Annotated in this window: 16 protein-coding genes and 1 pseudogene; 12 read left to right on the top strand and 5 right to left on the bottom strand. The window is 69.5% G+C overall.

Annotated elements, in window-relative coordinates; translation table 11 throughout:
• Nucleotides 1-32: 32 nt before the first annotated feature.
• The 3 genes from VF665_RS10035 to VF665_RS10025 form a co-directional block, all read right to left on the bottom strand.
• Nucleotides 33-425: a hypothetical protein gene (locus VF665_RS10035; RefSeq protein WP_331053286.1), complete on the bottom strand. Its 393-nt coding sequence runs from the start codon at nucleotides 423-425 to the stop codon at nucleotides 33-35.
• 261 nt (nucleotides 426-686) lie between these two features.
• Nucleotides 687-884, bottom strand: coding sequence for a hypothetical protein (locus tag VF665_RS10030; RefSeq protein WP_331053285.1), 198 nt, complete (start codon nucleotides 882-884; stop codon nucleotides 687-689).
• A gap of 1 nt (nucleotide 885) precedes the next feature.
• Nucleotides 886-1,641: a hypothetical protein gene (locus tag VF665_RS10025; protein WP_331053284.1), complete on the bottom strand. Its 756-nt coding sequence runs from the start codon at nucleotides 1,639-1,641 to the stop codon at nucleotides 886-888.
• A gap of 484 nt (nucleotides 1,642-2,125) precedes the next feature.
• Between VF665_RS10025 and VF665_RS10020 the strand changes: the two genes are divergently transcribed.
• Nucleotides 2,126-2,815, top strand: a complete 690-nt coding sequence (locus VF665_RS10020; RefSeq protein WP_331053283.1) for a hypothetical protein — start codon at nucleotides 2,126-2,128, stop codon at nucleotides 2,813-2,815.
• A gap of 3 nt (nucleotides 2,816-2,818) precedes the next feature.
• On the opposite strand, the gene VF665_RS10015 is transcribed toward VF665_RS10020, so the two are convergent.
• A complete protein-coding gene (locus VF665_RS10015) occupies nucleotides 2,819-4,045 on the bottom strand; it encodes a sensor histidine kinase (RefSeq protein WP_331053282.1) in 1,227 nt (408 codons plus the stop codon).
• Between the two features lie 215 nt (nucleotides 4,046-4,260).
• On the opposite strand from VF665_RS10015, the gene VF665_RS10010 reads away from it, so the two are divergent.
• The 3 genes and pseudogenes from VF665_RS10010 to VF665_RS25895 all read left to right on the top strand — a co-directional run bounded on the left by VF665_RS10010 (nucleotide 4,261) and on the right by VF665_RS25895 (nucleotide 6,751).
• On the top strand, nucleotides 4,261-4,434 hold the full coding sequence (locus tag VF665_RS10010; RefSeq protein WP_331053281.1) for a hypothetical protein: 174 nt from the start codon (nucleotides 4,261-4,263) through the stop codon (nucleotides 4,432-4,434).
• 212 nt (nucleotides 4,435-4,646) lie between these two features.
• Nucleotides 4,647-6,200, top strand: a complete 1,554-nt coding sequence (locus tag VF665_RS10005) for an amidohydrolase (RefSeq protein WP_331053280.1) — start codon at nucleotides 4,647-4,649, stop codon at nucleotides 6,198-6,200.
• 177 nt (nucleotides 6,201-6,377) lie between these two features.
• A pseudogene (locus VF665_RS25895) lies at nucleotides 6,378-6,751 on the top strand (hypothetical protein).
• Nucleotides 6,752-7,212: 461 nt separating this feature from the next.
• Here the strand turns inward: VF665_RS25895 and VF665_RS10000 are convergent.
• Entirely contained in the window at nucleotides 7,213-7,677 is a 465-nt protein-coding gene (locus VF665_RS10000; RefSeq protein ID WP_331053279.1) for a hypothetical protein, read from the bottom strand.
• Between the two features lie 106 nt (nucleotides 7,678-7,783).
• Here VF665_RS10000 and VF665_RS09995 point away from each other — a divergent pair, with 106 nt between their 5' ends.
• The 8 genes from VF665_RS09995 to VF665_RS09960 all read left to right on the top strand — a co-directional run.
• Nucleotides 7,784-8,548 (top strand): NAD-dependent deacylase, encoded by a 765-nt coding sequence (locus tag VF665_RS09995; protein WP_331053278.1) that lies wholly within the window; start codon nucleotides 7,784-7,786, stop codon nucleotides 8,546-8,548.
• A 119-nt stretch (nucleotides 8,549-8,667) separates the two neighbouring features.
• Nucleotides 8,668-9,633, top strand: a complete 966-nt coding sequence (locus tag VF665_RS09990) for a hypothetical protein (protein WP_331053277.1) — start codon at nucleotides 8,668-8,670, stop codon at nucleotides 9,631-9,633.
• A 185-nt stretch (nucleotides 9,634-9,818) separates the two neighbouring features.
• On the top strand, nucleotides 9,819-11,237 hold the full coding sequence (pyk, locus tag VF665_RS09985) for a pyruvate kinase (RefSeq protein ID WP_331053276.1): 1,419 nt from the start codon (nucleotides 9,819-9,821) through the stop codon (nucleotides 11,235-11,237).
• Nucleotides 11,238-11,373: 136 nt separating this feature from the next.
• On the top strand, nucleotides 11,374-12,150 hold the full coding sequence (locus VF665_RS09980) for an MBL fold metallo-hydrolase (protein ID WP_331053275.1): 777 nt from the start codon (nucleotides 11,374-11,376) through the stop codon (nucleotides 12,148-12,150).
• A 163-nt stretch (nucleotides 12,151-12,313) separates the two neighbouring features.
• On the top strand, nucleotides 12,314-13,711 hold the full coding sequence (locus VF665_RS09975) for a glucose-6-phosphate isomerase (RefSeq protein WP_331053274.1): 1,398 nt from the start codon (nucleotides 12,314-12,316) through the stop codon (nucleotides 13,709-13,711).
• Nucleotides 13,712-13,815: 104 nt separating this feature from the next.
• The gene (locus VF665_RS09970; RefSeq protein WP_331053273.1) at nucleotides 13,816-14,769 is read left to right on the top strand and encodes a diacylglycerol kinase family protein; all 954 of its coding nucleotides are present in this window, start codon (nucleotides 13,816-13,818) and stop codon (nucleotides 14,767-14,769) included.
• 232 nt (nucleotides 14,770-15,001) lie between these two features.
• Nucleotides 15,002-17,920 (top strand): excinuclease ABC subunit UvrA, encoded by a 2,919-nt coding sequence (gene uvrA, locus VF665_RS09965; RefSeq protein WP_331053272.1) that lies wholly within the window; start codon nucleotides 15,002-15,004, stop codon nucleotides 17,918-17,920.
• A 244-nt stretch (nucleotides 17,921-18,164) separates the two neighbouring features.
• A partial coding sequence (locus VF665_RS09960) for a hypothetical protein (protein ID WP_331053271.1) occupies nucleotides 18,165-18,397 on the top strand: 233 nt, incomplete at its 3' end.

The raw sequence follows: 18,397 nt of genomic DNA, 5'->3' as shown, positions 1-18,397 counted from the left end.
CTCCGGCGCCCCGTTCCGTCGCTGGTTGCCGCTCAGCCGCCGCGCTCGCCTTCCAGCATGGCCAGGAGCCACGCGGGCGCCTCGGTGCCCGCTTTTTCGTGCTGCTGCACCAGGAGCGAGAGAAGCTGTACGCGAGCCGCGGGCTGCCGCTCGTCGGCAATGCCGTCGAGCAGAATGGCGAGCGCCGCCCGCACCGTCTCTTCCGAGAACTCTCCCCGGCTGCCGGTCCGGTTCACGTACCACGCGGTGAGCTTGCGCAGCGTGCCCCGGTAGGGCGATGTCCCGTTGATGAAGTGCTGCAGCCCCATGGGGCTCATCGGGATCGCCCTCGCCACGGCGCGCAGCGAGGTTTGGGCGACGGCGCGCCGCGCCGCCTCCCGGATGGCCTCGACGGGAATGCGGCGGAGATCAGGAGTTTCGCTCACGCGACCTCCTGTTCCGGCCGGCAGACCCGGTGGCACTGTCTAAACCGTTTATCTTCGTATCTAGTACACTGTTCAGTCTAAGGCCCCGGCCCTCCGTTAACAAGAGGCGCGTTCCGAATTTCCGGAACGGGAGTCAGGTGGACAGTGTTCACGCCCCGCGCGGCGCCAGCCGTTTCCCCGCTCCGGCCACCTGATCGCAAAACGTCACCATTCGGACTACGCCCCGTGCGCACGCTCTCCGGATGCGCGCGGGGCGCCGCCTCAGCCCTCGGCGCGCCCGCCGCCGCGGGGTGCCCGCTCGCAGCGCGGGCCCAGGCTGGTGAGGCTGGTGGTAAGGCTGCGCTTGAGCGCGCCGGTAAGCTCGATGCGCTCCACGCGAATGGCGGCGCCCGGCTCGGAAACCACCACGGAGCGGGCCACCGCCGCGTGCCCGCGCTTGGGATCGATGTTGCGGCTCATGTCAGTACGCCTCCTCGGTGAACGCCGCGATTCCGGCGCATGCGCCCAGCACGATCTGCTGAACGCGGGGATCAAAGAACTCCAGCTGGCACGAATCCAGGTACACCACCGCGACTGCCTCTTCGTCGCGGCTCAGCAGCGGCACCGCCATCCAGGCCTGCCGGTCGGCGGAAAGGGCGCGGGCGTCGGCCTTGGTAAAGGAGTACGAGTGGATGAGCTCCGCCACGTAGTTCTCGTAGCCCGCGTACTCGCGCGACGAGGCGTAGATCGCCTTTTCGCGCACCGCCCGGCCAATGATGCCCGACCGCACCGAAAAGCGCCGCCCCGCGCCCCCGCCTCCCCCGCCCACGTACGGCACCAGCTGCTCCAGCTCTTCGGGCGCGCGGCCCGGGTGCTCCGCGGGCACCACGCGGTGGGTGGTGACGCGCAGGATGCCGTCCGGCTCGGCGGGGATGTCGAGCGCCCGGCGAATGACCCCGTGCAGCACGAAGAGCGCGCCGCGCAGCCCCTCGTAGTCTTCGGTGCGGCGGCGTTCGCGGTCCTGGGCGCCCGCGTGCAGCACCTTGACCACGCTGGCCACCGACAGCCACGCCGCGCCGCCCAGCAGCGCCCACCCCAGCGGAAAGGTAGCCGGGTTGGCCAGGTTGGCGGCCGCGCCCCCCACGGCCGCCACCAGCGGCGGCACCACCGAGATCCCCTCCACGACGTGCCGCTTTTCGTAAAACCGCGTGGGCCGCCGCCCGGGGATCCTGCGCATTGCCTCGCTCTGGCCGGGGTGCCGCTACGCATCAGCCGGGCCGCCCGGCCACAGCGTCAACGTTAACAGCCCTCACACCGTTCTTCAAGGGTCTTGAAAATCCCTCTCAATACCCGACACGGGCGTGCAATTCCCTGGGATTTCGCCCACCGCTCCGTCCTTCATACCGGACGGAAATGACGGGCGATCCGGGGTCCTTTCCCATGCCGCCACCCCCGTGCAAACCGATCACTCCGTCTGGCGGCGATGAGAGGAGCAGGAGCATTTCCCTGGGATCGAAGAGCGTCCCACCGCACGCGGCGGGCGCTGTCCTTTGTGGATGACAGGCGGCACGGAGGCGAGCGGCGGTGCGACGGGCGGATGAAATTGCGGCGCAATCACTTGGGGCGATTGGAGGACCCGGGCGCCACGATTGCCTTGCAGATGGGCCGCGGGATTCGTTCGCGTTGTTCCTGCTTCTGGCCCTTTCTCCCGGATACGAACCATGCCCAGCCTTCGCTCAGCCCTCGTGCTCGCCCTTCTGCTGCTCGGCGCCGCGCCGGCCGCCTCGCACGCCCAGTCTTCGTACGGAGGCGGGGTGGAGCGCGTCTCCCGCCTGGACAGCCAGCTGGAAAACGCGCTGCGCTACTACGGATACGAACCGTACCGCCTCACGCGGGACCAGTCGTACGCGCTGGACCGCGCCCGCACGGAGCTTCTGGGCGCGGGAACGGGGCGGCGCGCGCTCAGCCGCACGCAGGCCACCGCCATCGTGTACATGGCGCTCGTGTTTCCCCGCGAGCAGGGGCGCTACGACCGGCAGGGCCGCGGATACGGCGACTACGAGGGGCGCGGCGGCTACGACCGCCCGAACGGCGGGTACGGGCGCGAGCCGCGGCGCGGGCGCTGCGTGGAAGTGGAGGCGCAGGCGTACGAACTGGGCAACGTGGTGAGCGGTTCCGCGCGGGACGGCGGCTTGTTCGTCAACGATCCGGAGAAGGGGCAGGCCCGCTCGCTGGCGCGCCGCATTCAGCAGGGCGCGGTGCAGTGCGGGCGCTCGGACGCGGCGGACGTGGCCGGCGAGATCATCGAAGAGCTCTCGCGCCCGCTTCCGGAGCGCAGCGGGATCGCGCGGCAGGTGGCAGAGCTCAAGAGCGCGCTGCGGGGCGAGCGGTACGACGGCGACTGGCGCTGAGCGTCAGGCCGGCGCGCCGGACCGTTCGTCGCTACGCTCCCGGTCCGCCGTGCGGCGGACCGGGAGCGCCAGCAGAAAGCGGGCGCCCTCGGGGCCGTCGAACTCGGCCCAGGTGCGTCCGCCCAGCGACTCCATGGTTTCGCGGACGATGCTGAGGCCCAGCCCGGTGCCCTCCACCCCGGTCACCGTGCTGCCGTGGGCGCGGTAGAAGCGGGAAAAGAGCCCCGCGCGCGCATCTTCCGGCACGCCCAGCCCGTTGTCTTCCACCGACACCACCAGCTCGCGCCCGCGGTCCGCGGCGGCCAGACGGCCCGTAACACGCACCCAGCGGCTCTCCTTGGCCGGGTCCGAGTACTTGATGGCGTTGCTCAGGTAGTTGGTCAGGCACAGTTCCACCGCGCCCGCGTTCACCTCGATCTCGGGGAGCGGCTCAATGTGCACGGCCACATTGCGCGCCTGCGCCATCTCGCGAAGCTGGCGGCACACTTCGGCGGCCACGCGCGGCAGCGGAACGTTGCGCTGCTGGCGCGAATCGTTGTCCATCCGCGACAGCTCCAGCAGGTTCTGCAGCACGTCCTGCATCCCCTCCGCGTTCTGCGTCACCATGGCGGCAAAGCGGGCGCGGCGGTCCGGATCGGCGCTGATGTCGGGGTCGGCCAGCAGCTGCCCGGCGCCCAGCACCGCGCCGATGCGGTTCTTCAACTCGTGCGTGACCATGCGGTTGAAGCTGCGCAGACGCTCCTCGCGCTCGCTTACGCGCTCGGCGGCGAGCCGCAGGTACTGCGAGGTGGTCAGCTGCTGAATGACGGCCACGGCGCGGAACAGCCGGTGCGCGCAGGCCAGCAGCTCCGGGCGGGTGCAGGGCTGGTCGATCTCGTCGACGGTGCGCACCAGGAACTGAAAGAGCACGCCGCCCAGGATCTCGTATTCCTTGAGAATTTCGTGGGCGTCGAAGCCCTGCGCGTACCGCAGCCGCCCCAGCTCCAGCGCCTTGCCGATGACGGGCGAGTCGCCGGCGATGTCTTCTGCCGGGTTCTCCAGGTAGTCGCCGATGCGCTCCATGAGCAGCGGCACGTGGTCCAGCAGTTCATCGGTGGGAAACACGCGGTTGGGCTCGATCTCCACCCGGGCGACGATGCGGTCCAGCCACCGGCGCGTAAGGTCGTCCGCCTCGGCGCGCATGCGCGTGGCGAGCTCGTGGGCAAGACTGCAGTTCGTGTTGATGTCCATCCGACGTTCCCGGACCCGTGTGCGTTGGAACCCGCCGCAGGCAAGCACGATGCGGGCCGCTCCGCCGTCCAGCCCCGAATCAGCGAGGGTTCCGGGTGGAACGCTGCACCCTCCCGGGCATGCCACGCGCGACGGATGGAGGTGCGCGAGAAGGCGATCTCCGTGCAAACCCTGGATGGGAGCAGCGTGGTGTGGCGGTACCAGGGCAGATCCTGATGGTGGATGATCTTGACCCGGAGGACGAGGAGTTCGTCCTGCGTTCGCGCGAGCTTCTGCAGCGCTCGCGCGACCTGATCCTGTCATCCCATCTCCTGCTGCAGCGGCTGAAGCGCGAGCAGGATCATCGCGAGGCCCCCGGCCCGCCCGAGCCGCCCCCTCCGCCCGGCTGAGCGGTCCCGCTTCACTGGCTCCTTCCACTTCCATATCCCGCGGCATTCCATCCACCGCGCCGGGCGGATACCTTGTCGCCGGGCAGGCGCTCACGCATCGCCCTCCCTTTCGTACTTTCGTACTTTCGTACTTTCGTACTTTCGTAGTTTCGTACTTTCGTACTTTCGTACTTTCGTACCTTCGTACCTTCGTACCTTCCCAATCTCCGTCCATGTCCGACCTGATCCTGACCGCGCGGCGCATTCACGTCCTGGGCACGCACGGGCCCGTGCAGGCCCTGTTGATCCGCGACGGCCGCATCGCCGCCGCGGGCACGGAAGCGGAGGCGCGCGCCGCTGCGCTCCTGGGCGCCGCGCATGAGCACGTGGACGGCGTGGTGACGCCCGGGCTGGTGGACGCGCACGTGCACCTGACCACGTGGGCGCTCGCCCGCCGCCGCGTGGACCTGAACGCCGCCCGCACGCTGAACGAGGGCGTCGCCGCGGTCGCCGAGGCGGCCGGCACCGGCGAGGGGTGGATCCGCGGCCTGGGGTGGGACCAGCACCGCTGGGGCGGCCTTCCGCACCGCGAGCCGCTGGACAACGTGTGCGGCGGGCGGCCGGTGTTTCTGCAGAGCCACGACCTGCACGGCATCTGGGTGAATGGCGAGGCCCTCCACCGCTGCGGCATCACCCGCGACACGCCGGACCCGGAGGGCGGCACCATCGTGCGCGGCGCGGACGGCGAGCCCACGGGCGTGCTGCTGGAAGAAGCGATGAAGCTCGTCTCCGTGCACCTGCCGCTGGAATCCGCGGAGGAAGTTCGCGAGGCGCTGGTGGATGCGCAGCGCGAATGCCACCGGCTGGGACTCACCGGCGTGCACTCGGTGGAAGTCACGGGGCTGGACGACTTTTCCGCGATGGAGCTGGATGGAGCGCTGCGCCTGCGCGTGCTGCAGGCCATTCAGCTGAACAGGCTGGACCAGGCGCTGGCGCTGGGGCTGCGCAGCGGGTTCGGCGGCGAGTGGATCCGCATCGGCGGGCTCAAGATGTTTCTGGACGGCGCGCTGGGATCGCGGACGGCGCTCATGCGCGAGCCGTACGTGGGCTCGGATGACCGGGGCATCAGCACGCTGCCGCCGGACGAGTTCCGCGTGCACGTGCAGCGGGCGGCGCTGGGCGGCATCTCGTCCACGGTGCACGCCATCGGCGATGCGGCGGTGGAGCTTGCCATCGACGTGCTGGGAGCGGCGCCGCGGGTGGCCGCCATGCCGCACCGCATTGAGCACGTGCAGCTGTGCCCGCCGGACCTGTGGGAGCGCGCCGGCCGCTCGGGGCTCATCGGCAGCATGCAGCCCATCCACCTGATGAACGACATTCCCGCCGCCGAGCGGCACTGGGGCCACGAGCGGTCGCGCGGCGCCTACCCGCTCTCGCACCTGATGCGCGCCGGGATGACGCTGGCGTTCGGGTCCGACGTGCCGGTGGAATCGTGCGATCCGCGCATCGGGCTGTTCGCGGCGGTGCGGCGGGTGGGGTGGAACGGCGAGCCGGCGGAGGGATGGTGGCAGGAGAACGCCATCTCGGCCGAGGAGGCGCTGCGGGCCTACACGGAGGGCCCGGCCGTGGCCGCGGGCCTTGCGCACCGCACCGGGCGCCTGCTCCCGGGCTACGACGCGGACCTGGTGGCCTGGGACGTGGACCCGCTGGACTGCGACCCCGACCAGCTCCGCACCATGAACTGCGTGCTGACGATGGTGGCCGGCGAGACGGTTCACCGGGCGTGACGTCAGAGCGGATGTGAACGGACAGGGCGCTGGCCGCCGTCATTCTTGACGAGCAATGGCCGCGAGGTATCTTTATCGTACGAAATGGACTGGGCATACCTGGTCGGCGGTGGGCCTCGTGTACCTCGAGGCCCACCGCTTCTTTCGTGCGGGCACCAAGTTGCCAAGAAGACGGCGATGACGGATACGACGACGTTGTACCGGCCGGTCGGGCGCGCGGAACTGGCGCTGATCGAGCAGAGCGGATGGAGGGCGTTTCCGCCGCGGCTGGAGCACCAGCCGTTCTTTTATCCCGTTGCCAACGAGGCGTACGCGGTGCAGATCGCGCGCGACTGGAACACGCGCGATGCCGCTTCCGGCTACGCGGGATACGTGACGCGGTTTGCCGTGGACGCCGCGTTTTTGGATCGCTATCCGCTGCAGACCGCCGGCGCGGCCATGCACAAGGATACTGGATCCCCGCGGAGGAGATGGACGACTTCAACCGCGCCATCGTGGGGCGCATCGAGGTCACGGCGGAGTTCATCGGTGAGCAGGGCGGCCGCGGCTGATCATCCAACCGGGCGCGCATCTCTTCACACCGAAGCCCCGGACCCGGCCTCAGCGGCCGTGGTTCGGGGCTTTGTGATGGGCGAGAACGCGTGCTCCTGGCGGGCGGCCCGGGCGAGCGCCGTCCGTCAGGATGCGTGGAGAAGCGTGTACAGCAGGGCGAGCATGATCGTCGTCAGGGCGAACTCCGCCAAGTGCAACAGGAGGAGCGAACGGCGGAGCGCGTGATACACTCGCCGGCGTTATGGCCGCGGCTCCTGAGCCAGCCGCAAAAATAGCAGCGTCGTGTGAAGCCCCCGATCCCACCAGAAGTACACGACGCGATTGCGGCGGAGCAGCCCCACGATCAGCGATGCAGCGCGAGTCGTGGGTTACGGCCGGATCGTGCTCCCCCAGTAGCCGATCGCGAATATTCCAACGATCATCACCAGCCCCAGAAGCGATCTGGCCGACACCGGCGCGCTCACTGGCCTGCCCCTCCCTGGCACATCTTGGTCGCGCGGTGGATCAGCGGCGTCACCAGCGCGCCGCGTGGCGGCTGGAACGGCGGATAGCCGCTCTGCCGCGCCGTTTCGTTGAGCGCGCGCGGCTCGCCATCCACCTCGATGACGACCGATCCGCCGGTGAAGCACAGCAGCGTGGCGGAATCCGCTTTGAGCGGCCATGCTCCGGGCACGTCGTGGCGGTGGATGACCGCCACGGGCGCGGACTCGGCCACTTCTCCCTCGTCCCGCTGGATGGGCGGGTTCATCCAGAAACCCGCGATCAGGACGGCGTAGAAGAGCGCGGGAATCAGCGCGATCACCCCGCCGATCACCAGCAGGACCTTGAGGATCAGCCATCCCCGGCCGCGCGGCGGATCGGTCGTTGGCGGTGCGCCGGCGGGCGGTTCGGAATCCCGCGGGTCAGAGTGCGTCGGGTCGGGCATGCGGGTCGCGGAGGGAGCGCCGGGCACAGGCTGCGGGTGGTAAACATGGGGCGCCGGCCGGCGAACATCAACGGACCGCCGCCCATCCTCAACGGGATTACAGACGATGACGCCGGAAGGTTTGGAGCGCGCGGCCCGCATGGTGGCGGATTCCGGGCTGCTGGCGGTGAGCAGCGGCGCGGGGATGAGCAGGGAGAGCGGCATTCCCACCTTTCGCGACGCCATGGAAGGGCTGTGGGCGCGGTTCGATCCGCAGGAACTGGCCACGGAAGCCGGATTCCGCGCCAACCCGCGCCGCGTCTGGAGCTGGTACGCGTGGCGGCGCGAGCGCGTGCTGAACGCCTGTCCCAATCCCGGGCACGTCGCCGTCGCCCAGCTCGCGGAGATCGTCCCCGAACTGGTCGTCGTCACGCAGAACGTGGATGGGCTGCACGCCGATGCGGGGTCGCGCGGCGTGGTGGAGGTGCACGGAAGCATCCGCCGCGTCCGCTGCCTGGATCGCGGCCACGCGTTCACCGGCGAACTGCCGCCGTACACGGAAGGCGAGGAGCAGGACCCGCCGCCCTGCCCCGTCTGCGGATCGCCGCTGCGGCCGGACGTGGTGTGGTTCGGCGAGATGCTGCCGGTGGACGCCGTGCAGCGCGCCTGGTCCCTCGCCGGGCGGTGCGGCGCCATGCTGCTCATCGGCACGTCGGGAACGGTGTGGCCGGCGGCCGAACTGCCGCTGGTGGCCCGCCGCTCCGGCGCCCGCGTGATTGAAGTCAATCCGCATCCCAGCGAACTGACGCACGCCGCCGACGTGTTTCTGCAGGGCCCCGCCGGCGAGGTGCTCCCCGCCCTGCTCGCGGCGATCCGTACTGCGGCGCGGTAACGGTGGCCAGCACGCCCGCGCGTTGGTGCAGTAGTATGGGTACAGGGGAACTTGATGACCGGGTCCGTCAGATAGTACCGCGGAAAGCATGGTCCACTCCAACAGCCATGGAGGCCTTCATGAACGCACGCATTCAACGGATCGCGGTGGACGTCATTGCTCTCCTGGGGCTACTCATCACGATCGGGGTGGAGCTTTCCGACACCCTTGCCGACGGAGGCAACCCGAAGTGGGGCACAATCATCGGATTCGCCATGCTGATCGGTGGGGGAATGTGGGCACTCGACCGGGTGATGCACCGACTGGAAGCGCTCGAAACATCTCAGCAGCGGACGATCTCCTCGCTGGAATCCGCCAGACTGGGCTGGAGACTCGGGGAACTCGAGACCGTGTGCGAACAGAACTCGAGTCTGGTTCACGTCCGGGCGGCGAGGGACATGGCCGACCGGCTGCACGCGACGTTCGTCCCGGGCATCATCGACGAGATCGAAGCGGCCTGCAAGAAGCCGGAGAGCCAGATCAGCATCGACGATGTATCCCCCGTGCACGACCTGCTCGCAGCGCTGGCGACCCACCTGCCGAATGGCGGCGTCTGGCTTGGAATTACCCTGCGCGAACGTACGCAGGACTGGACCAGCTATGACGACGCGTTTCGCAGGTTTGTGACGACCGTCCGCGATCGCGCCGGGCGGGGTGAAATCCAGGTTGGCCGGATCTACGAATTTTCCTCGGAGGAAGCGCGGGAGTCGATGTCGGAAGCGCTCGCGACGGCACAGAAGGAAAAGATCAACGTCCGCACCATTGCTCCTGGCGGGCATCGCGACATTTCTATCCTGTTCGCGCCATCCGGGCGTTCAGGGGACGAGCCCCGCTTCGACAACAATCTCGTCGACAGCTTGAAGATCGGTGGATACCGGGTGCTGTGCGCCGCCGAATTCGACACCCGTGGTGACGGAGTCATCCGCGGCGTGACGCTTTTGGGGCCGGAGCACGAGAGGGCAGAGGAACTACTGGCTCTGTACGATCAGCGCTGGCGAGAGGCCGTGCCCCTGCCCGAACAGGGACACCTCCGCGCAACGTCCTGAACGTCCCCGTGTACCGCGCCGGTCACGTGCGGCAGGCAATTTGAACGAAGTTCAGACAAATTCGTCTCGCGCCCCCTTGCGCGGGCGGGCGGGGACGGCATGTTGTCCGTCTTCCACTCCGCGCGGCGGCCGGTCCGGTCCTTGCCCGCCGCACGGGGAACCGCACGACCACGGATCCGGTTCTGATGCAGAGACGCACCAAGATCGTTTGCACGCTTGGCCCTTCCAGCTGGTCGCCGGAGCGCATCGACGCGCTCATCGCGGCCGGCATGGACGTGGCGCGCATCAACTTTTCGCACGGAACGCAGGAGCGGCACGCGGAAACCATCCGCAACGTCCGCGAGGCCTCCGTGCGCGCCGGCCGCCCCATCGCCGTGCTGGGCGACCTGCAGGGCCCCAAGATCCGCGTGGGCGTGCTGCCGGAGCCGCGCACCCTCAAGTCCGGCGACCGCCTCACCTTTGTGCCCGAGGGCGAGCACACGGGCGACGAGCTTCCCACCACCTTTCGCGAGCTGGCGCAGGACGTGGAGGTGGGCGAGGTGGTGCTGCTGGCGGATGGATTGATGGAGCTGATCGTGGAAGACGTGCGCCCGCCCAAGGTGGACATGCGCGTGATCCACGGGGGCGAGCTGAGCAGCAACAAGGGGATCAACCTTCCCAACACGCTGGTCAGCATTCCGTCGCTGACGGAAAAGGACCTGAGCGACCTGGCGTTCGCCCTGGAGCAGGGGGTGGACTACCTGGCCCTTTCGTTCGTCCGCTCGGCGGAGGACGTGCGCGACCTGGTGAGCCGCATTCCTCCCGGCGGCCCGCTGGTGGTGGTCAAGGTGGAGAAAGGGATGGCACTGGAGAACCTGGACGCCATTCTGAGCGAGTCGGCGGCGGCGATGGTGGCCCGCGGCGACCTGGGGGTGGAGCTCCCGTTCGAGCAGGTGCCGCTGGCGCAGAAGCGGATGATCCAGATGGCCAACCTGGCGGCGCGCCCGGTGATCACGGCCACGCAGATGCTGGAGTCCATGATCGAGAACCCGCGCCCCACCCGCGCGGAAGCCTCGGACGTGGCCAACGCCATCATCGACGGCACCGACGCGGTGATGCTCAGCGCGGAGACGGCGACGGGCAAGTTTCCCGTGGGCGCGGTGCAGGCGATGGCGCGCATCGCGCAGGAAATCGAGGATTCGCACATCCTGGAGGCGGGGCCGCACTACGACATCCCCATCGCGCCGGGGGTGGATGGCATGACGCCCACGGAACGCGCCATCGCCGGCGCCACGGTGGAGGCCGTGCGCCGGCTGAACGCGCCGCTGATCCTCACCTTTACCACCAGCGGAAGCACGGCGCGCGTGGTGTCGTCGTTCCGGCCGCCGGTGCCCATCCTGGCGATCACCGACAACCAGAAGACGTATCACCAGCTCGCGCTGGTGTGGGGCGTGATCCCCATCGTGTGCTCGGACGAGGCGTCGTTTACGGAGATGCTGGCGTGCGGCCGCGACGAGGCCATCCGCCGCGGGCTGGCCAAGCCGGGCGACCGGGTGGTGGTGACGGCCGGGCTGCCGATGCACCAGCCGGGGACCACCAATCTGCTGCAGGTGTCGGTGCTGTGATGAAGGGCGTGAGGGCGGCAGTGCCGGGTGCCCGGTGCCGAGTGCCCAGTGCGGGAACTGGGGTGCGGAGTGCGGAGTGCGGAGTGCGGTCTTCCGGCTGCGGCGGCGCTTTCCGGGACGCAACCGGGGCGATCGCGTGAAGCTGCGCTTTCTGGGCACCGGCACGTCGTTCGGCATCCCGGTGATCGGGTGCGACTGCGGCACGTGCACGTCCAGCGATCCGCGCGACCGGCGGATGCGGCACGGCGCGCTGGTGGAGGAGGACGGGCGGCGGCTGCTGGTGGACACGCCGCCGGAGTTGCGGCTGCAACTGGTGGCGGCGCGGGTATCGTCGGTGGACGCCATCTGGTTCACGCACTGCCACGCGGACCACATCCACGGTCTGGACGACGTGCGCGTGTTCTCGGAGCACAGCAGGTGCGACATGCAGGTGTACGCCAGCCCGGAGTGCACGGCCACGCTGCGCGAGCGGTTCGCCTACATCTTTGACACGCGCATCCGGCCGCTGGCGGGCACCAGCAAGCCGGAGGCACGGCTTACGACGGTGCACGAGTACCAGCCCGTGCAGATCGCGGGGTTCGACGTGCTTCCCCTCCCCGTTCCGCACGGGCTGATGGAGGTGTACGGATTCCGCATCGGCGCGCTGGGCTACATTACCGACGGCAAGTCGCTGCCGCCGCGCACCCTGGAGGCGCTGCGGGGCGTGCGGGTGCTGGTGCTGAACGCGCTCTGGTTCGGGCGGCCGCACCCCACCCACTTCAGCGTGGAAGAGGCCGTGGAAGCCGCCCGCGCGGTGGGCGCCGAGCGCACCTACCTCACGCACATGAGCCACCGCGTCTCGCACGCGGAGCTGAACGCGCGGCTCCCCGAGGGCGTGTACGCGGCGTACGACGGGCTGGAGGTGGAGGTTTGAACTGCAGGGAATAGGGAATAGGGAATAGGGAATAGGGAATAGGGAATAGGGAATAGGAACTGCCGGTCGGGCACGGCGGCGAGCCTGTCCACTTCCTCTACTTTCGTACTTTCGTACTTTCGTACTTTCGTACTCACGCACCCAGCACTCACGCACTCGCCCCATGCTGACGTTCGACTACAACAACATGCTCTCCTCCCGGCTGGGTGGGCGCGGAATCGACCCCGCGGCGCTGGACGCCATGGCGGACCGCTTTCGCGAAGCCCACGCCGACGCGGCCCGCCGCCGCGAGGCCGGGGAGATCGGCTTCTACGCGCTGGCCGACGCGGGCGCCGTGGTGGACGAGATCCAGCACTTCGCCGACGGACAGGGGCAGGCGTTCAGCAACCTGGTGGTGCTGGGGATCGGCGGCTCGGCGCTGGGCACTATCGCCCTGCGCACCGCCCTGCTGCACCCCATGTGGAACGAGCTGGACGACGAGGAGCGCGACTACTATCCGCGCATCTACGTCCTGGACAACATCGATCCCGCCACGATCGGCCCGTTCCTGGACCGCATCGATCTGGGCCGCACGCTCTTCAACATCGTCAGCAAGAGCGGCGGAACGGCGGAGACGATGAGCCAGTACCTCATCGTCCGCGAGCGGCTGCAGGCGGCGTTCGGCGACGACTACCGCCGCCACCTGCTGTTTACGACGGATCCGGAAAAGGGCGTGCTGCGCGCGCTGGCCAACGAGGAGCAGATCGCCACGCTCCCCATTCCGTCCAACGTGGGCGGGCGCTTCAGCGTGCTTTCCGCCGTGGGCCTGCTTCCCGCGGCCATGGCGGGCATCGACATCGCCGCGCTGCTGGAAGGCGCGCGCGACATGGTGCGCAAGTGCGACACGGACGACCTGCGCGCCAACCCGGCCGGGGTGTTCGCCGCGCTGCAGTACCTGGCGGACACGGAACGGCAGGCGCCCATCCACGTGATGATGCCGTACAGCGACCGGCTGCGCGACGTGGCGGACTGGTTCCGGCAGCTGTGGGCGGAAAGCCTGGGCAAGCAGCGCACGCGCGGCGGCGACGAGGTGTTCGCCGGGCCCACGCCCGTGAAGTCGCTGGGCGCCACGGACCAGCACTCGCAGGTGCAGCTGTACGTGGAAGGCCCGTTCAACAAGACCATCACCTTTCTGTCGGAAGCGGACTTCGGCGCCGACGTGCCCATCCCCGCGGCGTACGAGCACCACGCGGAACTGGCGTACCTGGGCGGCCACAGCATGGGCGAGCTGCTGCGCACCGAAATGCTGGCCACCGAGGCGGCGCTCGCGCAGCGCGGGCGGATGAACATGAGCATCGAAATTCCCCGCGTGGACGCCCATTCGCTCGGCGCGCTGATGATGATGCTGCAGATCGCCACCGTGTACGCGGGGCACTTCTACGGCATCGATCCGCTGGACCAGCCGGGGGTGGAACTGGGCAAGCAGCTCACCTACGGCATCATGGGGCGCCCGGGCTTTGAGCAGGCGCGCGCCGAGTGGGAGGGCCGCACGCCCAAGGACGACGCCTTCATCATCCGCTGACCGGGCGGGCGGAGCCGCCGTCGTATGCGGCTTCGCGCCAGGACGGCAGACGCGGCGCCCCGCACTCCGGGGCGCCGCGCTTTCATCACCAGGAACCCGACATCGTGGACCACGCCGTTCCGCACCCCGCGTCCGACCACCCGGCCATCACGCCGGGCTCACGGACGCTGATCGTCATCAACCCCGCCGCGGGGCAGCTGGATACGGAGCGCACGCTGCGCCTGCTGGCCGGCGCCTTTGCCGTGCGCGGCGCCAGCTTCGACCTGTTCCACACCGCCGGCGCGGGGGACGCGGAGCGGGCGGCCCGGCACGCGGCGCAGGGCGGCTACCGCGCCGTGGTGGCGGTCGGCGGGGACGGAACGGTGGGCGAGGTGATCTCGGGGCTGGCGGGAACCGACATTCCGCTGGGCATCATCCCCAAGGGCACGGGCAATCAGGTGGCGGTGAACCTGGGGATTCCGCGCGACATCGAGGCCGCGGTGGAGGTGGCGGTCAACGGGCTTCCCGCCTGCATCGACCTGGGCCGCCTGGCGGACGGGCGGCACTTTGCGCTGGCGGCGGGCGCCGGGTGGGACGCGGCCGTGATCGCCGGCGCCACGCGCGAGATGAAGGACCGCTGGGGCTTCGGCGCGTACCTGTACGCCGGGCTTCGCGTGGGCGTCACCCCGCCCAGCACGCTGTTCCGCATCACCGCGGACGGGCACATGCTCACCGTGCCTGCCGCCATGGTGCTGGTGGCCAACATGGGGCAGTTCGCCGCCGCTCCCTTTCCGCCCATGGAGGTGAGCGTGGGCCCCGCCGTCTCGTACCAGGACGGCATGCTGGACGTGTGCATCTTCGCGCCGCGCACTCTGCCGGACGTGGCCGCGGTGCTGTGGCGCGTCGCCCGCCGCCAGTACGCGGGCGACGACCGGCTCATCTACCTGCAGGCCGCCGAGGTGTCGGTGGATTCCGATCCCCCCGTGGTCACCGAGGTGGATGGCGAGCTGATCGGCCGCACGCCGCTGCACGCGAGCGCCGTCCCCGGCGGCATCACCGTCCTCGTCCCGCATCCCTGACGGGCCTCCACCCGAGCCACTGGAGGCACGGAGCGAAGGTTCAGTTCTCCGTGCCTTCGTGAGTCTGTGCGAGACGCTGTCTCTCCCACTCGATCCATCCCCCCGCACTCCGCACTCCGCACTCCGCACTCACGCACTCACGCACTCCCCTTCCCCAAGCCCGGATGAACAAATGTGTTCCGCGTGCACCCGGACGGTTGAATGCGGACGCGTGTTGCGGTAAGTTTTCGGGATGGCTGAAGAAAATCTGATCGTCCGTGGTGCGCGCGAGCACAACCTGCAGAACATCGACGTCGAGATCCCCCGCGACCAGCTCACGGTAATCACCGGGCTGAGCGGGAGCGGCAAGTCGTCGCTCGCCTTCGACACCATCTACGCCGAGGGGCAGCGGCGCTACGTGGAATCGCTTTCCGCGTACGCCCGGCAGTTCCTGGGAATGATGGAAAAGCCGGACGTCGACAGCATCGAGGGGCTCTCGCCGGCCATTTCCATTGAGCAGAAGACCGCGGGGCGCAACCCGCGCTCCACCGTGGGCACTGTCACCGAGGTGTACGACTACCTGCGCCTGCTCTGGGCCCGGGTGGGCACCCCGCACTGCCCGTCGTGCGGCAAGCCGGTTGCCCGGCAGAGCGCGCAGCAGATCGTGGAGCGGCTGATGGAGCTGCCCGCCGGCACCTGGCTGGAAGTGCTCGCCCCCGCCGTGCGCGGCCGCAAGGGCGAGTTTCGCGACCTGTACGAAGACATGCGGCGCAAGGGCTTCACCCACGCCCGCACCGACGGCGAGGTGCACCGCCTGGAGGAGCCCCCCGTCCTGAACCGCCGCGCCAACCACGACATCAGCATCTTCGTGGAGCGCAAGGTGGCGGTGGACGGGGAGAACCGCTCGCGCATCGCTGACGCCGTGGAGCAGGCGCTGCGCTCCGCGGAAGGGGTGGTGCAGGTCGTCGCCCACACCCCCGACGCGGTGGATCCCCAGCCGGAGCTGTTCAGCGAGCACTACGCCTGCGCGGAGTGCGGCGTCAGCATTCCGGAGCTGGAGCCGCGGCAGTTCTCCTTCAACTCGCCCTACGGCGCCTGCCCGGCGTGCGGCGGCCTGGGGACGCGCAAGGAGCCGGACCCGGAACTGGTGCTGGCCGACCGCTCGCTTTCCATCCTCGAAGGCGTCGTGCTTCCCTGGGGCGTGCCCCGCGGCCACCTGCGCGGCACCATCCTGGAGGGGCTGGCGGAGGCGGTGGGATTCGACCTCAACACCCCCTGGTCCGAACTGGCGGACGACGTGCGCCGGCTGCTGATGTACGGGGTGGAGGACAAGGCGGGGGCAAAGAACCCGGCCAAGGCCATCAGCAAGAAGCTGAAGTGGGCCGGCATTCTGCGCGACGTGGAGCAGCGCTACAAGGAGAGCAGCAGCGACTCCGTGCGCGAGGCGCTGGAGGAGTACATGAGCACGCTCCCCTGCGGCACCTGCCACGGCGCCCGGCTGCGCCCGGAAAGCCTGGCCGTCACCGTGGGCGGACGCTCGCTGGGCGACATCGTGGCGCTCCCCGTGGCGGAATCACTGGGCTTCTTTGAGTACGTGGACGGCCTGCCGCACCTGCCGCGCGACATCGCCCAGCCGATCCTCAAAGAAGTGCGCGAGCGGCTGTCGTTCCTGGTGAACGTGGGGCTGGAGTACCTGACCATGGGCCGCTCGGCGGAAACGCTGAGCGGCGGCGAGGCGCAGCGCATCCGGCTGGCCACGCAGATCGGCTCGCGGCTGGTGGGTGTGCTCTACATTCTGGACGAGCCCAGCATCGGGCTGCACCAGCGCGACAACGAGCGCCTGCTGGAAACGCTCAAGCAGCTGCGCGACCTGGGCAACACCGTGCTGGTGGTGGAGCACGACGAAGACACCATCCGCGCCGCGGACTACGTGGTGGACCTGGGCCCCCGCGCGGGACGGCATGGCGGACGCGTGATCGCCGCCGGTTCGGTGGACGACGTGACGGGGGCCGACGAGTCGCTCACGGGCGCGTACCTGCGCGGCGAGCGGCGCATCGAGATCCCGGCGGAGCGGCGGAAGCCGGTGGAGGGCCGCGCGCTCACCATCCGCAACGCCCGCGAGCACAACCTGCGCGGGCTGGACGTCAGCATTCCGCTGGGCTGCTTCGTGGCGGTCACGGGCGTCTCCGGGTCGGGCAAGAGCACGCTGATCAACGACATCCTGTGGAACGTGCTGTCGCGCAAGTTCTACCGCGCCAAGACGGTGCCCGGCGCGCACGACGGCATCGACGGGCTGCAGCTGCTGGACAAGGTGGTGGACATCGACCAGTCCCCCATCGGCCGTACGCCGCGCTCGAACCCGGCCACGTACACCGGCCTGTTCACCGTCATCCGCGACCTGTTCGCGGAGCTGCCGGAAAGCAAGATGCGCGGCTACACGCCCGGCCGTTTCAGCTTCAACGTCAAGGGCGGGCGGTGCGAGGCGTGCCAGGGCGACGGCCTGGTGAAGATCGAGATGCACTTTCTGCCGGACGTCTACGTTCCGTGCGAGGTGTGCCGCGGCAAGCGCTACAACCGCGAAACGCTGGAGGTCTTCTACAAGGGCCACAGCATTTCCGACGTGCTGGAGCTTACGGTGGACGAGGGGCTGGAACTGTTCGACGCCGTTCCGCGGCTCAAGCGGTCGCTGCAGACGCTGTCGGACGTGGGGCTCGGCTACATTCACCTGGGGCAGGCCGCCACCACGCTTTCCGGCGGCGAAGCGCAGCGCGTAAAGCTGGCGACGGAGCTGAGCAAGCTGGCCACGGGGCAGACCTTCTACATCCTGGACGAGCCGACCACGGGACTGCACTTCGAGGACGTGCGGATGCTGCTGGAGGTGCTGCACCGGCTGGTGGAGCGCGGCAACACCGTTCTGGTGATCGAGCACAACCTGGACGTGATCAAGACCGCGGACTGGATCATTGACCTGGGGCCGGAGGGCGGGCCCAAGGGCGGCGAAGTGGTGGCCGCGGGAACGCCGGAGCAGGTGGCGCAGGTGGAAGGATCGTTCACGGGGCGGTTCCTGCGGACGCTGCTGGGCAAGTCCGCACCCGCGGAAACGCCCGCTGCCCCCGCGGACCCCGGCACCCGCAAGCGCGGCCGGCCGCGCAAGGCCGGCGCGACGGAGTAGGCCCTCGCGGCCGCTCGGCGCGCACAGAAGTGCAGGCCCGGCCGTGGATCGGCCGGGCCTGCTTTGTCGTGCCGGGTGTTGTGGCGTGAGCGTGCCCCCGGCGTGCGGACGCGCGGGCACGGACTCCCGACGAGGGTTGATGACGCCTCACAGTCCGCCCGCTCTTGCGACCCCGTGGGACAGCATCGTATTCATCCGTTTCCGGCGGCTTCCGCACCTGCTCCGTTCCGTTCTCCAGTTCCGCGTGCGTTCCAGACTGATCATCCTGGCCGGGCTCGCGCTCGCCATGTTTTCCGGCACTGCCGCCGCGCAGTCGTCCGGGCCTCTGGCGGCCGGGTGCACCCGTGCGCGGGTGCGCCGCGACACGCCGTACGTGGACCGCCGCCGCCCAGCGGAGGTGCGGCGCGATTCGCTCGCGCAGGCGGTGCGGGATTCCGTGCTCGCCGGGATCATGCACGCGGCGCGGCGGTCCGGAGT

The sequence above is a fragment of the Longimicrobium sp. genome, assembly GCF_036387355.1.
In the GTDB taxonomy this organism is placed as follows: domain Bacteria; phylum Gemmatimonadota; class Gemmatimonadetes; order Longimicrobiales; family Longimicrobiaceae; genus Longimicrobium.
The sequence above is the reverse complement of the archived record's forward strand: the minus strand, read 5'-3'. Positions and strand labels throughout refer to the sequence as shown.